Origin of the sequence: Hymenobacter koreensis (assembly GCF_039541855.1) — a bacterium.
Classification (GTDB): Bacteria; Bacteroidota; Bacteroidia; order Cytophagales; family Hymenobacteraceae; genus Solirubrum; species Solirubrum koreensis.
In genome coordinates, this window is sequence record NZ_BAABHA010000015.1 from 346,118 (window position 1) to 367,542 (window position 21,425).

Below are 21,425 nucleotides of genomic sequence, written 5' to 3' on the forward strand. Positions count from 1 at the left end.
GAAACGGACGAATGTACGGCTTTTGGGTTTTCCAAAGAAGCAACGGAAAATCCGGCCGTCCTAGGTCGATTAGCCCGAACGTAGGCAAACGGGCAAAGGTTGACCTCGGCCGGGGCAAGGTACTGTAGCGCGAGGCAAGTAGCTTTGCAAGCCGAACAAACTTCCTTCTTTTTCAACCGAAGGAAGGCGTTAGCCAAGGAGAAGATGCGGCGAGCTTACTCGCCGCTGGGGTGGTTGGCCGGCCGCGCCGTTGTTTACTTGGACCGTTATGTCGAGCGCAGCCGAGACATCTCGCGTGCTGATGTGAGGGAGTGATTTTACTATCCGGCGAGATGTCTCGGCTGCGCTCGACATGACGTGCTGGTAAATATCGTCGTCAACCGCAGGTCAGCGAAGCTAACGCCGCAACCACCCCGGCTGCACCTTCGGTACGGCGTCCCTGCCTTGGCTAACGCCTTCCTTCGGTTGAAAAAGGCGGGGAGTTTTTTGGTTCTTCAGTACCTTCCGCATCTAATTCCATCCTTTCCCGATGAGCGACCAGCCCACCATTATTTTTTCCATGGCGGGGGTAACCAAGGTGTACCCACCCCAGAAACAGGTTCTTAAAAACATTTACCTCTCGTTTTTCTACGGCGCCAAAATTGGCGTGCTGGGCTTGAACGGCTCCGGTAAATCTTCCTTGCTGAAGGTTATTGCCGGCGTCGATAAGCAGATTCAGGGCGACGTGGTTTGGTCGCCGGGCTACACGGTGGGCTACCTGGAGCAGGAGCCTCAGCTGGACCCTACTAAAACCGTATTGGAAGTAGTGCAGGAAGGCACCGCCGAAACCGTGGCCCTGCTCAAGGAATTCGAGGAAATCAACGAAGCCTTTGGCGGCGAAGACCCCGATTTCGATAAGCTGCTGGAGCGCCAGGGTACCGTGCAGGAGCGCCTTGATCAGCTGGACGCCTGGAACCTCGACAGCAAGCTGGAGCGCGCCATGGACGCCCTGCGCACACCCGCCCCGGATGCCATCATCGGCAACCTCTCGGGCGGGGAAAAGCGCCGCGTGGCCCTGTGCCGCCTGCTGCTGCAGGAGCCCGACGTGCTGCTGCTCGACGAACCCACCAACCACCTCGACGCCGAATCGGTGTTGTGGCTGGAGCAGCACCTGCAGCAGTACAAAGGCACTGTAATAGCCGTAACCCACGACCGGTACTTCCTCGACAACGTGGCGGGTTGGATTCTGGAGCTTGACCGCGGCGAAGGCATTCCGTGGAAGGGTAACTACTCCTCGTGGCTGGAGCAGAAATCGAACCGCCTCGCTCAGGAAGAGAAAACCGAGAGCAAGCGCCAGAAAACCCTGCAGCGCGAGCTGGAATGGGTGCGCATGGCCCCCAAAGCGCGTCAGGCCAAGAGCAAGGCCCGCCTCGCCGGCTACGACAAAATGGTGACGGCCGACGCCAAGGAAAAGGAGCAGAAGCTGGAGCTGTTCATCCCGGACGGTCCGCGCCTCGGTGCCCAGGTTATCGAGGCCGAAGGGCTGACCAAGGCCTTCGGCGACAAGCTGCTGTTCGAGAACCTCTCGTTCTCCTTGCCCCAGGGCGGCATCGTGGGCATCATCGGGCCGAACGGCGCCGGTAAAACCACGCTCTTCCGCCTCATTACCGGCCAGCTGGAGCCCGACGCGGGCACGTTTGTGGTGGGCCCCACGGTGCAAACCGCCTACGTAGACCAGCAGCACGACACGCTGGAGCCCAACAAGTCGGTGTTCGAAACCATTTCGGGCGGCACCGAAACCATGCTGCTGGCCGGCCGGCCGGTGAATGCCCGCGCCTACGTGAGCAACTTCAATTTCCGCGGCGGCGACCAGGAAAAGAAAGTCGGCTCGCTCTCGGGCGGGGAGCGGAACCGGGTGCACCTGGCCACCACCCTCAAGCAGGGCGCCAACCTGCTGCTGCTCGACGAACCGACCAACGACCTGGACGTGAATGCCATCCGGGCCCTGGAAGACGCGCTGGAGAACTTCGCCGGCTGCGCCGTTATCATCAGCCACGACCGGTGGTTCCTCGACCGCCTGGCCACCCACATCCTGGCCTTCGAGGGCGACTCGCAGGTGGTGTGGTTCGAGGGCAACTTCTCCGATTACGAGGAGGCCAAAAAGAAGCGCCTCGGCGACGTGGAGCCCAAGCGCGTGCGGTACCGGAGTTTGGGGTAGGCCAGCTGCCCGTATAGTTTGAAGCAGGAAGAGACGCATCTTTGCGTCTCTTCTTTTTTGACTTGACTATGCCCGCTATTGCCGATTTTCTGCGCCGCAACGAAAGCCGAATCCTGGAGTTCAAGCAAGACTTATCGTCTCCTGGCCGGGTGCTGCGGGCTATTGTGGCCTTTGCCAACACCACGGGCGGCACGCTGGTGGTGGGCGTCACCGACGACCGGCGGGCCGTTGGATTGCCAGACGCGGCCATGGAAGAAGAGCGCCTGGCCAACCTGATAGCCAACGGCATTGAACCGGCCATTTCGCCCGACTTTCAGGTAGTGACGGAAAACGGGTTTGATTTCCTCGTGGTGCGGGTGCCGCGCTTTCCTGGCGTATTCTATGTCAAGCAGGAAGGGCCCGAAGCCGGCGTGTACACCCGCCACGGCTCCACTAACCGCCAGGCCACCCCCGACCAGCTCACGGAGCTGCGCCGCCAGGCCCAAGCCGGCACCTTTGATAGCCAGGTGTGCGCCGGTGCCCGCTTGGCCGACTTCGACCAGGAAGCCGCCCAGCGGCTGTTCGAGGCCGTAGGGGTTTCGTTGCTGCCGGCCAAGATGGAAACGCTGGGCCTGTTGGTGCGCTCCGATGAAACCTGGCTGCCCACCAACGGCGCCATCATTTTATTTGGCACGCCCGCCGCCCGGGCCCGCTGCTTCCCCGATGCGCGGGTGCAGGCCGCCCGGTTTGCCGGCTCAACCAAAGCGGAGTTTCTGGACCAGCTCGAACCCGACAGCCGGGGTGTGTCCATCATGGCCGCGCTGGAAGAAGTGCCCCGCTTTGTGCGGCGCAACACGCGCACGGCCTCGCGCATTACCGGCGAAACCCTGCGCCGCCAGGATATTCCCGAGTATTCGGCCGTGGCTCTGCGCGAGGTGCTGGTGAATGCCCTGGCCCACGCCGACTACAGCCGCCACGGCATGACCATTAAGGTAGCCGTGTTCAGCAACCGCATTGAGGTAGAAAACCCCGGTGGCTGGCCGTTGGGGCTGAGTGAGGAGGATTTTCGCAACGGCGTGAGCCGGGCCCGCAACCCCATTATTGCGGGCGTGCTGCACAAGCTCACCATCATGGAAAACTGGGGCTCGGGCTTTGAGCGCATCGAAACCGACGCCCGGCAGCTGGGCTACGCCCTGCCGCAGTGGGAAGACAAAGGCACCGTGCTGCGGGCCAAGCTGCTGCCGCACCCGGAGCTGCAGTTGCCAACCGGCGAAGAATTTACTCTGACATCCGATGTCAGAGTAAATGTCAGAGTAAACGAACGGCAGCAGTGGTTTATGGCCCAGTTGGCCGATGGCTATCAGGTTAAGGCAGAAGACATTATTTATAAGTTCTCAGTAACCGACCGCACGGCCCGTCGCGATATTCGACAGCTGCAGGAAGCGGATTTGGTGGGCTTCCTGGGTGCTTTTAAAACCGGCCGCTATGTGCTGTTGAAACACTCTGCGGATTCTTAACGGCTGCCCTGACATTTACTCTGACATCCGGTGTCAGAGTAAATGTCAGAGTAAAACCGCGCCGCCGCAGTTTGCGGTGACATCTGTAGTGACATTTACTCTGACATTGGATGTCACTGCAAATGTCACCGGCCGCCCAAATACATAGGGCCGGCGCTAATGGGTAGCGGCCGGGTTGGCTCTGGGTTGCGTTTGGTAGCGGCGCTCCGGGGCGGCCCCGGCAAGAGTTTGCGCACGGCTGGCAAACCGATTAGCACAGCACGTACTTTTGCCCGGCTAACACCTGCCTATCTATGCAAAACCTCCAACACGACCTCATCGAGCTGCTCCGTGAGCACCGCCCCGATTTCTTCGCCAATAACCGCCTCAACACCGACCAGGTGGCCGAAGCCGCTTACCGCTACGATGCCGGCCTACTGGCCCTACTGCTGGGCCATGCCGGACTGCGCGGGCAGTTTTTCCAGACCGTGGGCGAAGCCGAGGTGTTTAAGCTGGGCGAGTTTGAAAACTTTCTACACAATCGCACCCTGCTGCCGCAGTCCTACACCGCCTACCGCGACCGAATTGGGCTGCGCGTGGCGCGGGGGCGCTACCTGCGCGAGTCGAACGACGTGGTGCTGGCCTGGCCCTACAAAGACTGCGTGCTGGAAGGCGGCCAGGACAAGGACGACCAGAAGCGCGACGAGGTCTTCTACAACGAAACCCTGGCCCCCGACGAAATAACCCGTCTGCTGGCTCCCAAAGCGCTTACCAACTTCACCCGCTACGATGCCGACGGCGCGCACCCGCTGCCCGCCGATGCCGCCCCCGACCCGACCACCGAAAACCTGGTTATCAAAGGCAACAACCTGCTGGCCCTGCACAGCCTGCTGCCTCGCTTTCGCGGCCAGGTAAAGCTGATTTACATCGACCCGCCTTATAACACTGAAACCGACAGCTTTCAGTATAACGACAAGTTCACGCATTCAACTTGGTTAACGTTTATGCGCAATCGGCTGGAGGTGGCTAAAGCGCTGTTGCACCGTTCAGGCAGCATTTTTATCCAGCTTGACGATAACGAAGCCGGGTACTGCAAGGTGTTGTGCGATGAGATATTCGGCCGACCCAATTTTGTTGCCAACGCCATTTGGGAAAAGGCTGACAGCCCGCGTATGGATGCGGAGTATTTCTCCAGCCGGCACGATAATACCCTGATTTATGCCAGAGACATTGAACAGTTTGAATTAAATCAACTACGTTTAGAAGGAGAGCACCCTGAGCATTATGACCGCACCGATGCCGAAGGGAAGCGTTATTATACCAAGCCATTGCGTGCGATGGGAATTGCGGATACGCGAGCAGCAAGACCTACTATGTATTATGCACTGGAGGCCCCAGATGGCACCAAAGTATTGCCAAAAAAACAAGATGGTGTAGATGGTCGGTGGCGTTGGAAAAAAGAAAAAGCTGCCACTGATAAAAACCGGATTGAATGGGTGAACGGCCGCAACGGCTGGACACCTTACTACCGGATTTACGCTTCCGAAAACAGTACCCGTCCCCCGGAAACTATCTGGACGCACACTGAAGTAGGTTCCAACCGCACAGCCAAAGCCGAGATAAAAGCCGTGCTGCCCGAAGTAGAAGCGTTTGCCACCCCAAAGCCAGAACGCCTCATTCAGCGCATTCTGGAAATAGGCACCAAGCCCGGCGACCTCGTGCTGGACTTCTTCGTTGGCTCCGGCACCACGGCGGCCGTAGCCCACAAGATGGGCCGCCGCTACATCGCCATCGAGCAGATGGACTACATCAATACCGTAACCGTGCCCCGGCTGCAAAAAGTCATTGCCGGCGAGCAGGGCGGCGTGTCGAAAGCGCAGAATTGGACGGGGGGGGGATTTATTGTACGTCGAACTAAAGGAGGACAACGCCAGCTTTGTGGCCCGCGTAGAGGCCGCCCCGGACACTGCTGCCTTGCTGGCCCTGTACGCCGAGATGGAACAGCACGGGTTTTTGCGCATTGAGGTAGAGAGCTGGGACCCGGCCGCTTTTGCCGAGCTGCCCCTGGCTGAGCAAAAGCGGGTACTGCTAGACTGCCTCGACAAAAACCGCCTCTATGTGAACCTGACCGAGATGGAAGATGCCGACCACGGCCTTAGCGCCGCCGACATTGCCCTCAACCGCTCCTTCTATGGCCTGTCCGGGGCCGCTGCCGAGTAAGCCATGCCTGCCCCTATTACCTTTCTGGCCGACGAGCTGGACCTCTACAAAAAGCGCAAGCTGCTCAAGTACCACGCGCAGCCCAACGTGGTGCGCAACCTGAACCCCGCCCTCACCGTGCGCCCCTACCAGGAAGACGCGCTGGCCCGGTTCGATTTCTATTGGAATACCCTGCGGGCCGAAGATGCCGAGCTGCTGGCCCGGCCCGCGCACCTGCTGTTTAACATGGCCACCGGCAGCGGCAAAACCATGCTCATGGCCGCCAATATGCTGGCCTTGTACGCGCAGGGCTACCGCCGCTTCCTGTTCGTAGTGGACAGTCGCAACATCGTGGAAAAAACCCGCGCCAACTTCACCGACCCCGGCAACCCCAAGTACCTCTTCGCGCCGAAAATCGTGGTGGGCGGCCGGCCGGTGCCAGTGGTGGCCGTCGAGTCGTTTGAGGGCAGCAACGCCGACGACCTGAGCATTCTGTTCACCACCGCCGCCGGGCTGCACTCCGACCTGCGCACCCCCCGCGAGCAGGGCCTGAGCTACGAAGACCTGGCCCGCCACCCGCTGGTGCTGCTGGCCGACGAAGCCCACCATTTCAACCGCGCCGCCCGTGCCCGTGGGCAGGTCGATGTTGAGGAAACTACCTGGGAGGGCACCATCTTACAGCTCTTGCAGCAACGGCCCGATAACGTGCTGCTCGAATACACCGCCACCGTAGACTTCACCGACCGCGCCCTGGCCGAAAAGTACCAGGATAAGGTACTGGTGCGCTACTCTCTCAGGGAGTTCCGGCAAGACGGGTACTCCAAGGAAATCCGGCTGCTCAAGTCGGGCGAGTCGCGCTGGGCCCGCGTGGCCCAGGCGCTGCTCCTGAGCCAGTGGCGGCTGAAAGTGTACAACGCGGCCAGCCCGGCGCTGGTCTCTCCCTACGCGCCGTTCAAGCCGGCGCTGCTGTTCAAGTCGCCCACCGTGGCCGAGAGCGAGGCCTTTTTCACCGCGTTTGGCCAGTGGCTCGACACCCTCAGCGGCGACGTGCTGGCCGAACTAACGGCCCACCCTGGCCCCACGCTGCAAAAGGCGCTAACCTGGTTTCAGGCTCACAACCTGCCCCTGGCCCGCCTGGCCGACGAGCTGCGCGAAGCCTTCCGGCCCGACCGCTGCATCATCGTGAACAACCAGAACGACAGCGAAAGCAAGCAGCTGGAGCTAAACCGCCTCGAAGAAGGCCCCGTGCGGGCCGTATTCACGGTGCAGATGCTCACCGAAGGCTGGGATGTGCTCAACCTCTACGACATCGTGCGGCTGGATGAAGGCACCGGCGTAACCGCCGCCGCCCGCCCCAAACCCACCAAAGGCACCACCCAGGAGGCCCAGCTCATCGGGCGAGGTGCCCGCTATTTCCCCTGGCAGCGCCCTACCGATGCCGAGCTGAACCGCCGCAAGCTGGACAAAGACCTCGGCAACCCGCTCCGCTGCCTGGAAGAGTTGTACTACCATTCCATCAACGACAACCGCTACGTGGCTGCCCTTACCCACGAGTTGGTAGAGGCCGGCATCTACGACCCGGCCAATGACGACGGCACCCCGCGCACCGTGCGCGTGAAGCCCGCCTTCAAGCAACTGCCCATCTGGGAAACCGGCCTGCTCTATACCAACGAGCGGGTGCGTACCGGCACTCAGCGCCGCGTCACGCTCACGGCCACTTATGCCAATGCCCTGCTCCCCATCGCCTACGAATTGCCCCCCGACGGCACCACCGAGGCCACCGTATTTGACCCCACCGAGGCCGTAGAATCCGCCACCCCCGCCAGCCCCGACCGGCTGGACTACCCTGTGCGCCTGAGCGAGCTGGGCCTGCCCGTGCTGCGCAAGGCGTTGGAAAGCTTTCCGTTTTATGAGTTCAGCCGCCTGCGCCAGCTACTGCCGCAGCTGACCTCTATCCGGCAGTTGCTCACGGCGGCCGAGTACCTGGGCGGCTCCACTTTTACCCTCCGCGCCACCGCAGCGCAACGCAACGCCCTGCGCCCGCATCAAAAGCTAGCTGCCGCCCGCCACGTATTCCAGGAGCTACAAGCGCTGCTGGGCAAAAGCCTGCACGAGTACGTAGGCAGCACCGCCTTCACGGGCCGGCCGCTCAAGCAATACTTAGCCAACGACCGGATAACCGTAGCGCAGGACGGCGACGACCGCGAAACCGCCCGCCCCATGACGGATAACCCCGACACGGCCCTCCGCCTGGACGTAGCCACAAATGACTGGCTTATCTACGACGAGTTTTACGGTACCTCCGAAGAAAAATACTTCATCCGTTACCTGGCCGCCGCCCTGCCCGACCTGAGAACACGCTTCCAGGATATTTACCTGCTGCGCAACGATAAGCTGTTTCAACTCTACAGCTTCGACGACGGCCGCCCCTTCGAGCCCGATTTTGTTTTGTTTCTTATCGAAGCCGCCACCGGTAAGGCCCTTACTTGGCAGGTTTTCGTTGAGCCGAAAGGCGAGCATCTGCGGCTGGCTGACGCTTGGAAGGAAGCCTTTCTTCTCAGCATCGAAACCCATGCTACCAACGCGAACTTGCAGCTACTGTTTGAAAACGACGAGGTGCGCCTTCACGGCCTGCCATTCTATACCCATGCCAGCCAGGCTGTTTTTACTGCCGCTTTTCAAAAGCTGACAGATGTAACGATTTAGCAGAGCCTTAACCCCGTTCAAACAAAAAACAGCCCCGCCCGCACGTGCTGCGGACGGGGCTCTTGGTTTTGGCATCAGCCGCAGCCTACGCCACCGGCGGCACGGTGCCGGCGGCTTTCGCCGTCCGCCGGGCCTTGGCTTCGGCGCTCCGGCCGTAGCTGGCATCGTCTACGCGCATGGCCTCGCGCAGGCGCGCATACAGCAGCGGGTGTGAGTCGGCGAGCAGCTCGGTGGCGGGCCGGAAGTCGTCTCTGAGGTAGCGGTTTAAATCCTGAATTAGCTGGCCCGTGGCCGTAGTTACCACCTTGCCCGCCTCGGTGGCCGCTTTGGGTTTGTCGATGCTCTCGTCGTAGGCCTAGGCGGCGGCGGGCGTTAGGTTGTAGCTCTGCAGGTCGGCCGCCCGCTGATTGGCGGCTTTGCTTACGGCGGTGGCCTGCCCGTTAAACAGCAAGGCGCTCAGGCTGCGGTACTCGCTGCGGGTGCGGGCCGCTTCCAGGTTGCCCTCCTTCCGGTACAGCAAGTACAGCGCGTTGGCCGCCTTCACCAGGCCGGCCGTCAGCGCGTCGCGGTGCAGGCCCTTCTGCTCCGTGGCCCCCTCTGATTGCCGCCGGGGGCCAATGCCCGCCACCAGCGCCAGCCGCTCCCGCAGCCCCTGGGCCACCTCCGCGAAAGCGGCTACCGCCTGCGCGTCCTGTGGATATTCGTCTAACACCTCCACCACCTTGCGGTGGCGCAATACCTGGGATTCCTGCTTGCGGTTCATACGAAAATAGTAGGGAAAAAGATGAAAATTGTATTATGCCGGGAATATGCCCATCGGCGGCGTCATTTCCTACTGTTTGCCTTGTTTCCGCGGTCGTCAGCGCCCTGCCCGGCTTCGGCCCGGCCGTTCCCGCCCCCGGCGGCGGCTTTCCCGCGTGCGTCACTAGCACAAAATCTATCGGCAGTAAGATTTCCCCGTTCGTCAGCGCCCTTCCCGCATCCGGCAGCGGGCTTCCCACGTACGCCACCGTCGTTCCCGCACCCGCTAGTAGGATTTTAGCAAGCGGTAGTGGGGCTTCGGGGGCGGGGAAGGCGGCTCTATTCAGCGCACAACACGTAATTGGATAGCGGCTGAATGGAAACAGCTTCTCACGAAAGCAGAATTGAACAGGTGGCGAGCCGCACCGGATTGGTGCACAAACACGCTGTTGTACGCTACTCGGTCCTTGTACCCGTCAGATTATAGGTAAGGGCAAAAAACCAGGAATGCTCATTTACTGCTTGCGTGGGCACAATAGAAATGCCGGTGCTCAACCGTTGCCCCTCGTGGTAGCCGCCCGAAAGCCGGTTGACTTTTCCGGCTACCATCCCACCTGTTAAGCACAGGCGCTGCTTTTCGCCGCCCGTCAGCACGGTAAGGCCGGCCAGCAGCTGCAGGCCCGCTGGCTGAGCCCCCAACCCCAGGCTGGCGGCCACATCGAAGGCGGGCAACAGCCGGTAGTGAAAATGGGTGAGTCCCGTAAAGCCAATGTTGATTTTCTCGTTTCCATTAAGCCGAGCTATGCGCTTGTCGCGCTTGTAGCCGATGGCAGTAGTGGTATCGGTAGTAGAAGTGGCGTCGGTGCGCCGCCGCACCTTGCTGGAATCTTCCAGCAGCCCGTAGCTGTAGTCGCGCAGCCCCGTGACAAATGCTCCCGCCGAAGCCGACACCCGGAAGCGGTGCGTGACCTGTGTGGTAGTTTGCCATTCCAGCAGCTTGCCCGCCGCCCGGCCGGGGGGAATAAGGTAGTCGGCACGCACCGTGAGCTTGAGCTTGGTGTCCATCTCGTCGCCCTTGGTTTGGAATTGCGTCTGGAAGCGTGGCTCAGACTCGTCCCGGAGAGCTATTAGAAACCGCCCTAGCGTTTCTGCTTCCTTGATTACGGCAGCTGCTTTCGCGGCATCTAGTCCACCCATAAGACCTTTTGTTTGCGTCAGTAGCAGGTTCATGACCGCCAGTTCCTCGGTCACATTCATTAATTTGACTTTTTCCCCCGCTAGCTTTTTCTCTCGTGTCTCCTTGTTGGTCGTGTTTTCCCCGCGTTTGGGCTTTAGAGACTTGATGGACTCTTCTAAATTCTCAACTACACCATCCTGCTGTTCTATAACGGCGGTCAACGCATCAGCTTGGCTTCCGCGATAAGCGGCAAAATTGGCTGCTGTTAATGAAGCGTTATTGAAGAGCGTATCGGCGGCTCTATTAAGTGCTGCTCCAGCAATTGGCCTTGTATCCTGACGATAAAGCTTGGTAAGCTGCTGAGTAATTAAGTCGTAAAGGGCAAGCCTTCGCTTGATAGCAGCGAAGGAAGGAAGTTTTTTAACGGAGTTGTTGGGCGAGGTCGCGGAGAAGAATTCTTTTGTTTTGTCGTTTTCAGCTGCAGTCCCGGCCTTTGGCGCGGCCGGATTTTCGTAGGTGTACGAAAATACCTTGGAATCCAACTCCACATCGTACTTGAAGGGGTTAATATTCACGGCTTCTACCCGTAGCTGACGATTGGCCCGCATCCGGCGCGGACCGGAGATGCCCGCCCCAAACGGGTCAAAGACGATGCTGCTGGCGTATTGCGGCGCACTGGGAGGCTGCCGGAGTACGCCTATTCGACCGAGACGCTCCTCGTGCTGCCGCAACGTATCAGCCCACAATGTAGCAGCGGTGGCCGCGTCTAGTTTTTTTTCTGCTATCCTTTGGGCAAGCGTGTCGCGGTATACCGTTAGCCTTTTAGCTTCTTCGTTGCGCTGACTCCTCGCCTCCTCACGCGTGAGCAACGGCCTGACCGGGCTACAGGCGCTATAGGCCAAGCCTGTCGTTACAACCACAACGAGCAAGCAAATTTTTGGCAGTTGGCGGTAGACAGATATGCTCATCTGAATTGGGAAGAGAGTGAGGTGAAAAAGTCTTGGAAAGCTTCCCAAGTCGGCACGGTAATCTTCCAGCAGCGCCTACTTAATATGGCTTACTGGTAGTCAGTCAAGATGCGCTTCCTTGTGCCGGGCTTCCCTCCGTGCCAGCACTGAATTTTATGCCGTTACCCACCCCTCCCGCACGGCCCGCACTACCAGGCCCACCAGGGTTTTGGCGCCGGCTTTCTGGAGCAGGGCGCGGCGGTGGCTTTCCACGGTGCGCACGCTCAGGAACAGGCGGTCGGCTATTTCCTGGTTGCAGCAATCGGCCACTACCAGGCGCAGCACTTCCAACTCGCGCCGGCTGAAGGGCGTGGGCGGGGTGGCGCGGCGGGTGGGGGTATGAAACGTGGTGAGGGAGCCGGTGAGGCGGCCGCTCAGCCAGGGCGCGGCGGCGCTAACTACATCGGCCGGGGAGGCGTGCCGGGAAAGCAGGGTAGTGGCTTCGGCACGGAGCAAGGCCTCACGCACGGCGGGAGGCAGTCGGTTCCCCACGAGCAGCAGCAGCAGCGGCTGGTGGGTGCGCGTGCCGCGCAGGGTGGCGAGGAGCCGGGGTAAAGGCGCGGCACACAGGCTGCCATCGACTACCACCAGCGCGTAGGGTTGGTGCAGCAGCAGCACCGGCAGGTACTGTACGTCGGCGGTTACGGTGAGGGTGGCGCCGGGCCACGCGTCGCGCAGGGTGGTTACCAGGCCTTGCCGGTGCAGGGTAGGCGGGGCGGCCACCAGCACATGGGCGTCGGGAGCGGACATAGCAATAGCAGCAGAAGTATCTGAAGAGGATCAAAAACCAGAAATAAGGTGTGTTAAGGGTAAGGAAAGCCGCTGGTTTGCGCAGAAGCCGGGGCAGATCGGAGTGAGTTCTAATTCGGGGGTAATATATACAAACCTTGAGGTTGTTACTTGCAATTGAGCAAATAATAAACCGGAAAATACTAATTGCTTAGAGGGCTTCCTCAGATGCGAAGTTGACAGCAGCCGACTGGAAGCGTCAAACAGTAATAGACGGCGTTTCGTCCGGTCGGCTCAAGTGGGATGCAGGTGAATGGGCACACGGAAGCAGCCTTACCAGCATAAAAGCGGGTGAGAGGGTCTAAACAGGCTAATTGGTAATGGGGTGGCCGGCGGTACTACTTGATTTTACCGGTGCTGCTGGTCTTCTTAATGCGGCCGTCCGACTTTAGCTTGGTGCCGGGCAGCAACTCCAGCGAAATATCCAGGGGCTTGCAGTTAGCCAACGGCTGCTCTACGCTGTTATAGCCGCCGGCCGTAACCTGCAGCACGGTGTTACGGGGAATGGGCTTCTTGGAAGTAATAAGGTAGCGGCCATCAGAGTTAGTGCTGAAGGCGTCGGTGCTGAACGAGTTGTTACGGCCCCGTAGCATAACGGTGGCGCCGGTTAGCGGATAATCGAAGACGTCGGTTACGCGGCCGACGAGGGTGTTGCACTCGAGCACGGCAGGATTGGGGGGCGCAACCGGAGCCGCGTTGCGGGCAGTATCGGCGCGGGCTGCCTGCTCCTGCGCCTGGGCCGAAACAACCCCGAAAAACAGGCCAATGGTAAGGGTAGCAAGTTGTTTCATGGCTAGGAATAAGTAGGGCGGAGAAGGTCTGATTTGAGCCGGGTTTGCTGGCCCCCAGTGGTTGTGTAAAGGGCCGAAAAAGAAGTGCTGTTCGGAGGAAAATTGCACAAGTATCATTAGTGCCTGTCAGCTAAGTTAAGAAAGGATTTGCATTTTCGCTTCCTCGACTGTCCCAAACGGGCTGTTTTGTAGCTGTAGATAGTATAAGTTATCGAAATGCCTGGCCAAACGTCTTTGCCATAAAGTTGGGTGAGCGGTATTATTTTGAACTATAACATGATAGGTTAAGCGGTGGCAGCCGGCGAAGTTGCCCCGTATCGTCGCCGGCGGAGGTTGCCGTAGCTACTGCACACCCTGAACCCGCATTGGTAAGGTGAATACGGCTTCGGAGGCGGTTATAAACAAGGTTTTTCGGTCGGGGCCGCCGAAGCAGACGTTGGCCGTCCAGGCGGCGGGCACGGCAATGTGGTCGATTTTTACGCCTGCGGCGTTGTACACCGTTACCCCGTCGCCGGTCAGGTACACGTTCCCCTCGTGGTCAATGGTCATGCCGTCGGAGCCCTGCGCCACGAAGAGTTGGCGGTTGGTGAGCGAGCCGTCGGGGGCTATCCGGTAGCGGTAGGTTTTGTGGGCTTCGATGTCGGCTACGTAAAGTTGGCGGCCATCGGGAGTGCCCATAATGCCGTTGGGCTTTTGCAGCTGGTCGTCGGCCACCAGGGGCTGCGTCTGGCCTCGCGGCAATAAATACACCCGTTGACTGCTAATTTCGGGGGCAGTGCGCGTCCAGTACGGGCGTTGGTAGTAGGGGTCGGTGAAGTAGATGCTGCCGGTGCCGGGATGCACCCACAGGTCGTTGGGGCCGTTCAGGCGGCGGCCCTGCAGGTCGGCCAGCAGCACGGTTACCTTGCCGTCGGGCGCAATAGACCACAGTTGGTTCTGCTCGTCGGCGCAGGCCAGCAGGTTGCCTCGTTGGTCGAAGTACAGACCGTTGGCCCGGCCGGCCGGGGCCAGAAACTTGCTGAGCTGGCCGTGGGTGTCGTACTTCCAAATGGTATTGTTGGGCTGGTCGGTGAAAAGCACGTTGCCGGCTTTGTCTACGGCCGGGCCTTCGGTAAACGAAAACTGCCTGGCTACCAACCGCAGAGTGGCACCCGGAGCGGTAACACCGGCGGCCGTATTACCGCCGCTGGAAGCGGTGGTGCAGGCATTGGCCGTAACAAGTAGGAATGCCAGCCACAGGCCGGAACGGAAACCAGAGTAACGCATAAAGCTGGAGCAGAAAAACTGGCGTACAGGCGGGCCCGCAGCGGGAAGCCGGAAGGTAGCCACATTCCGGCCGCAGCAGGCCAGCGCAACGGGCAGCCGGCTACGGCGTAACAAGTCAGGCCATGGTTTTGCGCTGGGCCCGATGACAACTTCAACGCCCGGGCAGAACCGACGAATAAGGTGGGCACAGGCAGCGGGCGGCGCCGTTACCGCTCCGGATACCGCCCGTTGCTCCGTATCTTCGACCTCTTATTTTACTACAGTTCCGCATGACCATTCCTTTTCAACTCAACCTCAATCACCAGTACGCCGAATCCCTCTATCAGCAGCACGGCCGCGACGAGGGCCAGGAAGCCGTAAGCGAGCTGGAAGATAAAATTGGGGCTGCCGTGGGCCTGGTGGTGCAACGCCACGGGGTACTGCCCGGCGTGGGCGACCGTATTCACGTGGAGCAGGGGCTGATTGTGCTCATCGACGTGCGCAGCTTTGAGGAGGACGGCAACGTGTGGTATTCGGTGAAGCCGTTCGAGCCCACTATCAGCGCCTAACCAGCTGCGTAGCCGGCGTACGGCGGGTTTTGCGGAGGGCTTTGGCAGGCGCCAGCAAGTAGCCGGTCCGACGGGAAACCGCCGTTCGGCAGGAAACCAAAACGCAGCCCGCACCCGCGCCGTAAATCAGCAGCACGCCAAGGGCCAGTACCCAAATGCCTGATTTTCTTATCTCGGCCGCCGTTTGGGTACTACATTGCGCTTATTCCCTCACCTACTAATGCCATGCTAGAGACCGAGCCCTCTTTCCAGGAGTTGGTAGAAAACTTCCGTCAGGTGTTCTTTGTGTACGACCTCTCGGCCAACCGGCTGGTGTACGTAAACAGCGCCTACGAGCGAGTGATGGGCGGTAGAAGCAGCCAAGCCAACGAAGAGTTGCCCGGCCTGCTCCGGCAACTGCACCCCGACGACCGTGCCTACGCCGCCGAGTGCCTGGAAAAGCTGTTGCAGCAGCGGCTACACGAAGACGTGGAAGTGCGCCTTGTGCGGCCCGACGGCAGCGTGCAGTGGCTGTGCCTGAAGGCCGCCGTGCAACAGCGCCCCAACGGGCAAGCGCTGCTCAGTGGCTTTGTGGAGGACGTTACGACCAGTAAGGAGTACACCCGCAACGCCGAACGCTTTAACAACAAGAAAAACTCCACCCTCGAAATCCTGTCGCACGACCTAGCTGGGCCACTAAACATCATCCGCAGCGCCGCCGTGGAGGTGCGCGCCCGTACCCAGCAGCACACCGATCCGGTAGTGCAGGAACTGGTGCGCATTATTGAGGAAACCTGCCGCGAGGGTACCGACCTCATCCACGACTTCGTGGACAACGAGTTTTACGAGTCGGTGAACGTGGAGCTAAGGCGCGAGCGGGTAAACCTGGTGGAGCGGCTGGGCATTACCATCGACAATTACCGGCACATGCAACTGGGGCTGAAAATGGACTTTCAGCTGCACACTTCGGCGCCGGCCATTTACCTGCACATCGACGAAAACAAAATGATGCAGGTGTTTAACAACCTCATCAGCAATTCCCTCAAGTTTACGCCCGACGGCGGGCAGATTCGCGTCGATATCACCGAGCACCCCGAGCACGTGCGCGTGGTGGTATCCGATACCGGCATTGGCATTCCGCTGGAACTGCAACCGGAGCTGTTCGAGAAGTTTACCAAAGCGCGCCGGCCCGGCTTACGCGGCGAAAAAGCCACCGGACTGGGTATGTCCATTATCCAAACCATCATTCGGCTGCACCAGGGCCGTATTTGGGTGGAAAGCGCCGAGGGCCAGGGAACGGCTTTTCACATTGAGTTGCCCAAAAGCGTACCGGCGCACTAAACTCTCTGCTGAAAGCCGAGGGCCAAGGCTCTACCTTGCGCCGCCAAACCCAGTTGTTAATGCCTGCCGTGCCCACCGACGTTTTGCAAATTACCTACCGCGCCGATTTGCAAGTGCTGGTAGCGCGTTGGATGCGGCAGCCCAGTACCGACGAGCTGCAGAACGGCTACGAACACCTGCTGAACGTGGCCGTCGAATACAAATGCCACACCTGGCTCATTGACGCGGGGCGCCGTGCCGACTCGAACAAGGACCGCACGACCTGGATGGTGCAGCATTTTTTTCCGCGACTGGCCGAACGCCTACCCGGCAATGTGCATCTGGCCTTTCTGTTTACCCCCGGCCATTTGCGCGACATCGAAACCGATCCGCAGCTGCCGCCGCTGTCGTTTTTCGGCAACCGGCCCTACCAAGTGGCCCGTTTTACTGAGGAGCAAGCCGCTATGGCGTGGCTGGCCGAACACCGCCAGCCCCAAACCTCCAAGCAGGTTCCGGTTTAATCTAGCTTCCGCACGTGTACCCGCCTACAGAACCGTATGCCGGTATTTTGGGGTAGGAAGCAGGCCAGAAGTTAGGGGAAGTCTTAATTCCGGCCTACCGCCAGGATCTTACCGTGGTTGCGTCCGCCCTGCTTAACGCGGGTGCCGGGAATAAGGGCCAGCGTTATGGTTTCGGGGGAGCAGCGGCGCACGGGAAGCTCGACATCGGAGTAGCCGGCGTAGCTAATCTGCAGGTTAGGCAGGGCAAGGGAGTTGGTGGTGAAGGAATAAAAGCCTTCGGAATTAGTGCTGTAAATCAGGCGGGTGCCTTTCAGCATCACGGTGGCACCGGGCAAGGGAAGCCCATCCTCGTTCAGCACCTGCCCCCGAACAATTTGGCAAGCGGGAGTTGTAGCAGTGATGGGCCTATCGGACACAGCCAAAGCCAACCGTTGGTCCCGCTCGCCGCCGGACAGAGTTGCGCTGCTCGCGGTGGTCTGGGCATGAGCAGAATTAGCGAGCAAGGCAAACGCAAACACAAGCAGGAAGGTAGGTAGGCGGTGCATGGCAGTGGAGGTGTTTGGTAATAAAAGGCAATCAAATGTAAATGATGTTATTTATAAGTGCAATAAAATATTTGTTAAAACATGTAAAGTTGTCTTTGCATGATTTCTTACCGCTGCGGCTACTGCTGAGTTACCAAGCGTATTTTATATAGCCAGAAAGAGGATTCAGGAGCATACAGCCCCCTGCGCAGCTTTTTCCTTAGTGCGCAAGGGTGGCATGTTATTCACCCAGGGTAACTAGCCCTAACGAATTTTGCCGGTGCTGCTGGTCTTTTTCACACGGCCATCCGACTTCAGTTTGGTGCCAGGCAGCAGCAGCAAGCTTACTTCCTGCTCTTGGCAAGAACTCAGCTGCAACTCGCGGCTGGCGTAGCCCACCGAGCCTATTTCCAGGACCGAACCAGCCGCCAAAGCGGTTTTTACGGGCACCAGGAATCGGCCTTCTCCATTAGTGCTGGCGGCGTCATGGCTGCCGCGCAGCATTACGGTGGCGCCGGCCAGCGGTTTGCCGTTTTCGTCGGTTACGCGGCCGGTAATGCTGTTGCAACCGAGCACGGCCGGAGCGGCCGCACGGTTGGGTTGAGCTACGGCCACCTGCGCCGAATTTTGTGCCCAGGAGCAAGCTGGGGCCAGACCGAAACCAAGGCAAAGCAAGTAAAAAGCGGTGGAGCGCATACGTCGGAAATTGGACGAAAAAGGAAAAACAGGCTTTTACAAACGCACTTTGCCGAGAAGAGTTGTGAAAAATAGGTGCCGCCGTGTGCGTGCTTCGTTTTTAGCTAGCCTATGTTCTGCCTAGCACCAAGCTGAACACTTTTCGTACACCTGTTTTCAATCGTATTAACCTCCGCCGTGGGGCCGTTGCAGCGGCGGCCTCTGTGAAGCAGGACTGTCCATGAGCACCTACCAAAACCCCATTCTCGACGACGATTTCGCCGACCCAACCATTATTCTGGCACCCGACGGCTATTACTATGCCTACGGCACCCAAACCAAATGGCGCGGTACCCTCATCCTGAGCATACAGGTGGCCCGCTCGCCGGACTTGGTAACCTGGCAGCACTTGGGCGACGCGCTGCCCGAAAAGCCGGTTTGGGCCGATGCCACTCAGAAATTTTGGGCGCCGCACGTCAGCTGCCACGAAGGGCTATATTACCTCTATTATTCAGCCAAGCCCAATTTGAGCCCCGAGCCCGACCACGGCTTGTGCCTGGCCGTGGCTGTGGCCGATAACCCGGCCGGTCCTTTTCGCGACGTAGGCCAGCCCCTGCAGTGCGGCCCCGGCTTCGTACACATCGACCCCATGGCATTCGATGACCCGGCCACGGGCAAGCGGCTGCTGTATTGGGGCTCGGGGTTCGGGCCACTGATGGTGCGCGAATTAGCTCCCGACCGGGTGTCGTTTTTGCCCGGCAGTGAAGTATTGGAGCTGGTGCAGCCCGTACCCAACGACGACCCCGCCAACTACCAGCGCCTAGTGGAAGGCAGCTGGGTGGTGCTGCGCGACGATTGGTACTACCTCTTTTACTCGGGCAACAACTGCTGCGGGCCCGATGCCCATTACGGCGTAATGGTAGCCCGCGCCCGCCACGCCACCGGCCCCTTCGAGACCCTGGCCAGCTTTCTGGGCCACGGCCACAGTACCATTCTCGAAGGCAACGCCGACTGGCACGCGCCCGGCCACAACTGCGTTATCCGCGACGCGGCCGGCCATGACTGGCTGGCCTACCACGCCATCGATCCGCAACAGCCCACCTTCGACGCCATCGACGCCGACCAGGGCTACTCGCGGCGGGTGATGCTGCTGGACCGGCTGGAATATGTGGACGGGTGGCCGCGACTGGTTACGGGCGGCACGCCGTCGCGCACACCGCAGCCGGTGCCCGTAACCGAGCGGCAATAAGTACTGGGCAGGCAGTAGGTTGGGTAAGTATTGACTGCTTGTGCCCGATGGGTACACGTAAAAACTAACCGAAAAGCAAAGTGCCGCCATTCCTGGAAAAGAATGGCGGCACTTTGCTTTTCGGGTTACCTATGCCGTACAAGGGCCTTTTGGCAAGCTTACTTGAGCAAGTCGGCCTGCTGGCGAACGACGTCGCGGGCAATGGCCAGGTTGATGTCGCGCTTGTTGACGGCCAGGTAGATGAACTTCTTGCCGTCGTCGAGCAAATTGATCAAGTGCAGCTGGTTGGTGAGCGTGATGAGGATGTCGTCGATCTGCTCGCCCTGCAGCTTGAGGGCGGCCATGGCCTTCTGCTTTTGCTTCACCACCTCGGTGTTGTAGGCGGCGGCCGTCTCGGGGTTGATGCTGGGGTTGTTGGTGTGCGAGGCCAGGCACATGCCCGACTGCGCGTCCACGATGGCCACGGCCACCAGCTGGGGCAGCTCGTTGATGATGTTTTGCACGGCTTGGCCGGCGGCATTGGAGGTAGAATACGCCATGGGTAACAAAGAAAAAGAAGTGGTGGAAAGTCGCGACGGAGCAAGACCAGCTTTAGTCGGTGGCTTGCGGCGGTAGTTTTTTGGTTTCACGCAAAGGGTGGTTACGAGTAGCAGTAGAGGCCTTATGTAGTCCCAAGCGGTGAATCAAAAGTAGCAGAGCAAGAGCCGCTGCAAATGGGATTCTTGACGGATGATGGTTCTGGCTGGCCGAAGGAGAGGATGTGCTAGATGAAAGGGGAAACGCTGTTTTGCTATTGCGCAAAGAGTTCGGCCTGCTGGCGTAGTACAGCACGTGCAATGGCTAGATTTATTTCCTTTTGACTGACAACCAAGTATAAAAAGCTTTGGCCGTCGGGCGTGACCCGTAGCAGATGCAGCTGCGTGGTTAGGGTTATAAGAATGTCATCGATGTGCTCGGTAGTTAATTGCAATGCAACGGTGGCTTTGCGTTTTTCCCGGATGACAGCCGCGTTGTAGGTAACAGCTACTGCCGGGTTAAATCCTTTGGCAGTAGTATGGCTTGCCAGTGTGCGCCCAGTACTTACATCGCCCACAGCAACGGCAATAAGCTCGGGTAGTTCGCGCAGCATATTCTGGACTACGGTTGCGGCGGGAGAGGGGTCGGCCGGGGATTTAGCACGCGAGAAAAAGGGCAGTTTCATGGCAAAGGAGAACCGAGAGTAGCATAAAGAGGTGACAGATACCTAACAGCAACGCCCCCGACAAATTGCCGGGGGCGTTATGGCACAGCAAAGGCCGGTGGGTACGAAAGCTTTGCACGACGGCATGGCGTTACCGCCCTGCTACTGCAACCGCAGCCCACCGGCGCAATACTGGGTTAAGAGGCCAAGGTCTAGAACAGTAACCAGCGGCGGTGCTTCTTCACCACGGGGGCTTCGTTGTCGCGGGGCACCAGGGTCACGTTGTTGGTGGCGTTGCCGCGCACTTGCAGTTCGTCGTCGGCGTAACCGCCGTAGCCGTAAGCTAGCGTGGTGGGGCGACCAGCTAATACCCGCAAGGAATAGTTGCCGTTGGCATCGGTGCTCACGCCACGCAGCGAACCTTTCTCCAACACGGTAGCGCCTACCAGCGGCTTGCCGTTTTCGTCGAGGATGCGGCCCCGTACCGTTACCGTACGCATGGCAGCCGAGGATTCGGCAGCGCTCAGGTCCAGCGCGATGTTATCGGCGGGGCTTGTGACGTGGTTGCCGGCCATGGTAGCCCCGGCTATTAAGGCAGCAGCGGTAACCAAGGTGGCGGCCCGGCGGCGCATGCGCTGGGGTTGCACTTTCAACAGGTCAAACTGGCGTTGTACCCAACCCACGGCCTGTACCGATTCGCCTTCCTGCTGCATTTGGTGGAAGCGCTGCCACGCGTCGGTGCCGCTGGTGCCGTATTTCTTGAAGTAGGCATCCACGGCCGCGCTGTGGGCTTTGGACAGGTCGCCGCGCAAGTAGGCGTCGCGGTACACGGGCAGCAGTTCGCCCGTGGTAGGATGGAAAGGGGAGGCAGAGAGGGCCATTGCGTTAAACTAGTAAGGTGTGTGTGGGAGTGCATCATCACCGGGAGTCGCTCATAACTTGCTGGCCCGTTGACATTACAAGAGTAGCGCATGGTGCGCGCCGGCCCCCGGAAATTGGCCTGATACCAACCTCGGCTGTGCGAAAGGACCTGGATTGTGCGCGAACGGAAACAGCCCGCCGCTAAAATGGTCGTGATAAA

The 21,425-nt window shown here is 59.6% G+C and carries 20 protein-coding genes; 9 read left to right on the forward strand and 11 right to left on the reverse strand.

Annotated features, from left to right (window positions below; genetic code table 11):
* The first annotated feature begins 529 nt into the window (after positions 1-529).
* The 5 genes from ettA (at position 530) to ABD903_RS20290 (ending at position 8,577) form a co-directional block, all read left to right on the forward strand.
* A complete protein-coding gene (gene ettA / locus ABD903_RS20270; protein ID WP_345227206.1) occupies positions 530-2,197 on the forward strand; it encodes an energy-dependent translational throttle protein EttA in 1,668 nt (555 codons plus the stop codon).
* A 68-nt stretch (positions 2,198-2,265) separates the two neighbouring features.
* Positions 2,266-3,693: an ATP-binding protein gene (locus ABD903_RS20275; RefSeq protein WP_345227208.1), complete on the forward strand. Its 1,428-nt coding sequence runs from the start codon at positions 2,266-2,268 to the stop codon at positions 3,691-3,693.
* Between the two features lie 293 nt (positions 3,694-3,986).
* Positions 3,987-5,696 carry a DNA methyltransferase gene (locus ABD903_RS20280; RefSeq protein ID WP_345227210.1) on the forward strand — a complete coding sequence of 570 codons (1,710 nt, stop codon included), beginning with the start codon at positions 3,987-3,989 and terminating at the stop codon, positions 5,694-5,696.
* A complete protein-coding gene (locus tag ABD903_RS20285; RefSeq protein ID WP_345227212.1) occupies positions 5,647-5,892 on the forward strand; it encodes a hypothetical protein in 246 nt (81 codons plus the stop codon). The genes ABD903_RS20280 and ABD903_RS20285 overlap by 50 nt, the downstream gene beginning before the upstream one ends.
* Before the next feature lie 3 nt (positions 5,893-5,895).
* A complete protein-coding gene (locus ABD903_RS20290) occupies positions 5,896-8,577 on the forward strand; it encodes a DEAD/DEAH box helicase family protein (protein WP_345227214.1) in 2,682 nt (893 codons plus the stop codon).
* Between the two features lie 85 nt (positions 8,578-8,662).
* Here the strand turns inward: ABD903_RS20290 and ABD903_RS20295 are convergent, their stop codons facing one another.
* The 6 genes from ABD903_RS20295 to ABD903_RS20320 all read right to left on the reverse strand — a co-directional run bounded on the left by ABD903_RS20295 (position 8,663) and on the right by ABD903_RS20320 (position 14,348).
* Positions 8,663-8,881 carry a hypothetical protein gene (locus ABD903_RS20295; RefSeq protein WP_345227215.1) on the reverse strand — a complete coding sequence of 73 codons (219 nt, stop codon included), beginning with the start codon at positions 8,879-8,881 and terminating at the stop codon, positions 8,663-8,665.
* 51 nt (positions 8,882-8,932) lie between these two features.
* Positions 8,933-9,340, reverse strand: a complete 408-nt coding sequence (locus tag ABD903_RS20300; protein ID WP_345227217.1) for a hypothetical protein — start codon at positions 9,338-9,340, stop codon at positions 8,933-8,935.
* Between the two features lie 434 nt (positions 9,341-9,774).
* On the reverse strand, positions 9,775-11,463 hold the full coding sequence (locus tag ABD903_RS20305) for a hypothetical protein (protein WP_345227219.1): 1,689 nt from the start codon (positions 11,461-11,463) through the stop codon (positions 9,775-9,777).
* 153 nt (positions 11,464-11,616) lie between these two features.
* On the reverse strand, positions 11,617-12,252 hold the full coding sequence (locus ABD903_RS20310) for a helix-turn-helix transcriptional regulator (RefSeq protein WP_345227220.1): 636 nt from the start codon (positions 12,250-12,252) through the stop codon (positions 11,617-11,619).
* A gap of 377 nt (positions 12,253-12,629) precedes the next feature.
* Positions 12,630-13,082 (reverse strand): carboxypeptidase-like regulatory domain-containing protein, encoded by a 453-nt coding sequence (locus ABD903_RS20315; protein WP_345227222.1) that lies wholly within the window; start codon positions 13,080-13,082, stop codon positions 12,630-12,632.
* Positions 13,083-13,424: 342 nt separating this feature from the next.
* Entirely contained in the window at positions 13,425-14,348 is a 924-nt protein-coding gene (locus ABD903_RS20320; RefSeq protein WP_345227224.1) for an SMP-30/gluconolactonase/LRE family protein, read from the reverse strand.
* A gap of 269 nt (positions 14,349-14,617) precedes the next feature.
* On the opposite strand from ABD903_RS20320, the gene ABD903_RS20325 reads away from it, so the two are divergent.
* The 3 genes from ABD903_RS20325 to ABD903_RS20335 all read left to right on the forward strand — a co-directional run bounded on the left by ABD903_RS20325 (position 14,618) and on the right by ABD903_RS20335 (position 16,716).
* Complete coding sequence (locus tag ABD903_RS20325; RefSeq protein WP_345227226.1) at positions 14,618-14,896, forward strand: hypothetical protein; 279 nt, start codon at positions 14,618-14,620, stop codon at positions 14,894-14,896.
* Between the two features lie 225 nt (positions 14,897-15,121).
* Complete coding sequence (locus tag ABD903_RS20330) at positions 15,122-16,216, forward strand: PAS domain-containing sensor histidine kinase (RefSeq protein WP_345227227.1); 1,095 nt, start codon at positions 15,122-15,124, stop codon at positions 16,214-16,216.
* Between the two features lie 68 nt (positions 16,217-16,284).
* The gene (locus tag ABD903_RS20335; RefSeq protein ID WP_345227229.1) at positions 16,285-16,716 is read left to right on the forward strand and encodes a hypothetical protein; all 432 of its coding nucleotides are present in this window, start codon (positions 16,285-16,287) and stop codon (positions 16,714-16,716) included.
* Positions 16,717-16,799: 83 nt separating this feature from the next.
* On the opposite strand, the gene ABD903_RS20340 is transcribed toward ABD903_RS20335, so the two are convergent.
* Positions 16,800-17,261, reverse strand: a complete 462-nt coding sequence (locus ABD903_RS20340; protein WP_345227231.1) for a carboxypeptidase-like regulatory domain-containing protein — start codon at positions 17,259-17,261, stop codon at positions 16,800-16,802.
* A gap of 243 nt (positions 17,262-17,504) precedes the next feature.
* Positions 17,505-17,936, reverse strand: a complete 432-nt coding sequence (locus tag ABD903_RS20345) for a carboxypeptidase regulatory-like domain-containing protein (protein WP_345227232.1) — start codon at positions 17,934-17,936, stop codon at positions 17,505-17,507.
* 220 nt (positions 17,937-18,156) lie between these two features.
* Here ABD903_RS20345 and ABD903_RS20350 point away from each other — a divergent pair, with 220 nt between their 5' ends.
* Positions 18,157-19,164, forward strand: a complete 1,008-nt coding sequence (locus tag ABD903_RS20350; protein WP_345227234.1) for a glycoside hydrolase family 43 protein — start codon at positions 18,157-18,159, stop codon at positions 19,162-19,164.
* Positions 19,165-19,322: 158 nt separating this feature from the next.
* Here ABD903_RS20350 and ABD903_RS20355 read toward each other — a convergent pair whose 3' ends face one another.
* From ABD903_RS20355 to ABD903_RS20365, 3 genes are all read right to left on the reverse strand, one after another.
* A complete protein-coding gene (locus tag ABD903_RS20355) occupies positions 19,323-19,703 on the reverse strand; it encodes a hypothetical protein (protein WP_345227236.1) in 381 nt (126 codons plus the stop codon).
* Between the two features lie 251 nt (positions 19,704-19,954).
* A complete protein-coding gene (locus ABD903_RS20360) occupies positions 19,955-20,365 on the reverse strand; it encodes a hypothetical protein (RefSeq protein ID WP_345227238.1) in 411 nt (136 codons plus the stop codon).
* Positions 20,366-20,556: 191 nt separating this feature from the next.
* Positions 20,557-21,225: a carboxypeptidase-like regulatory domain-containing protein gene (locus ABD903_RS20365; RefSeq protein WP_345227240.1), complete on the reverse strand. Its 669-nt coding sequence runs from the start codon at positions 21,223-21,225 to the stop codon at positions 20,557-20,559.
* Between the last annotated feature and the right edge of the window lie 200 nt (positions 21,226-21,425).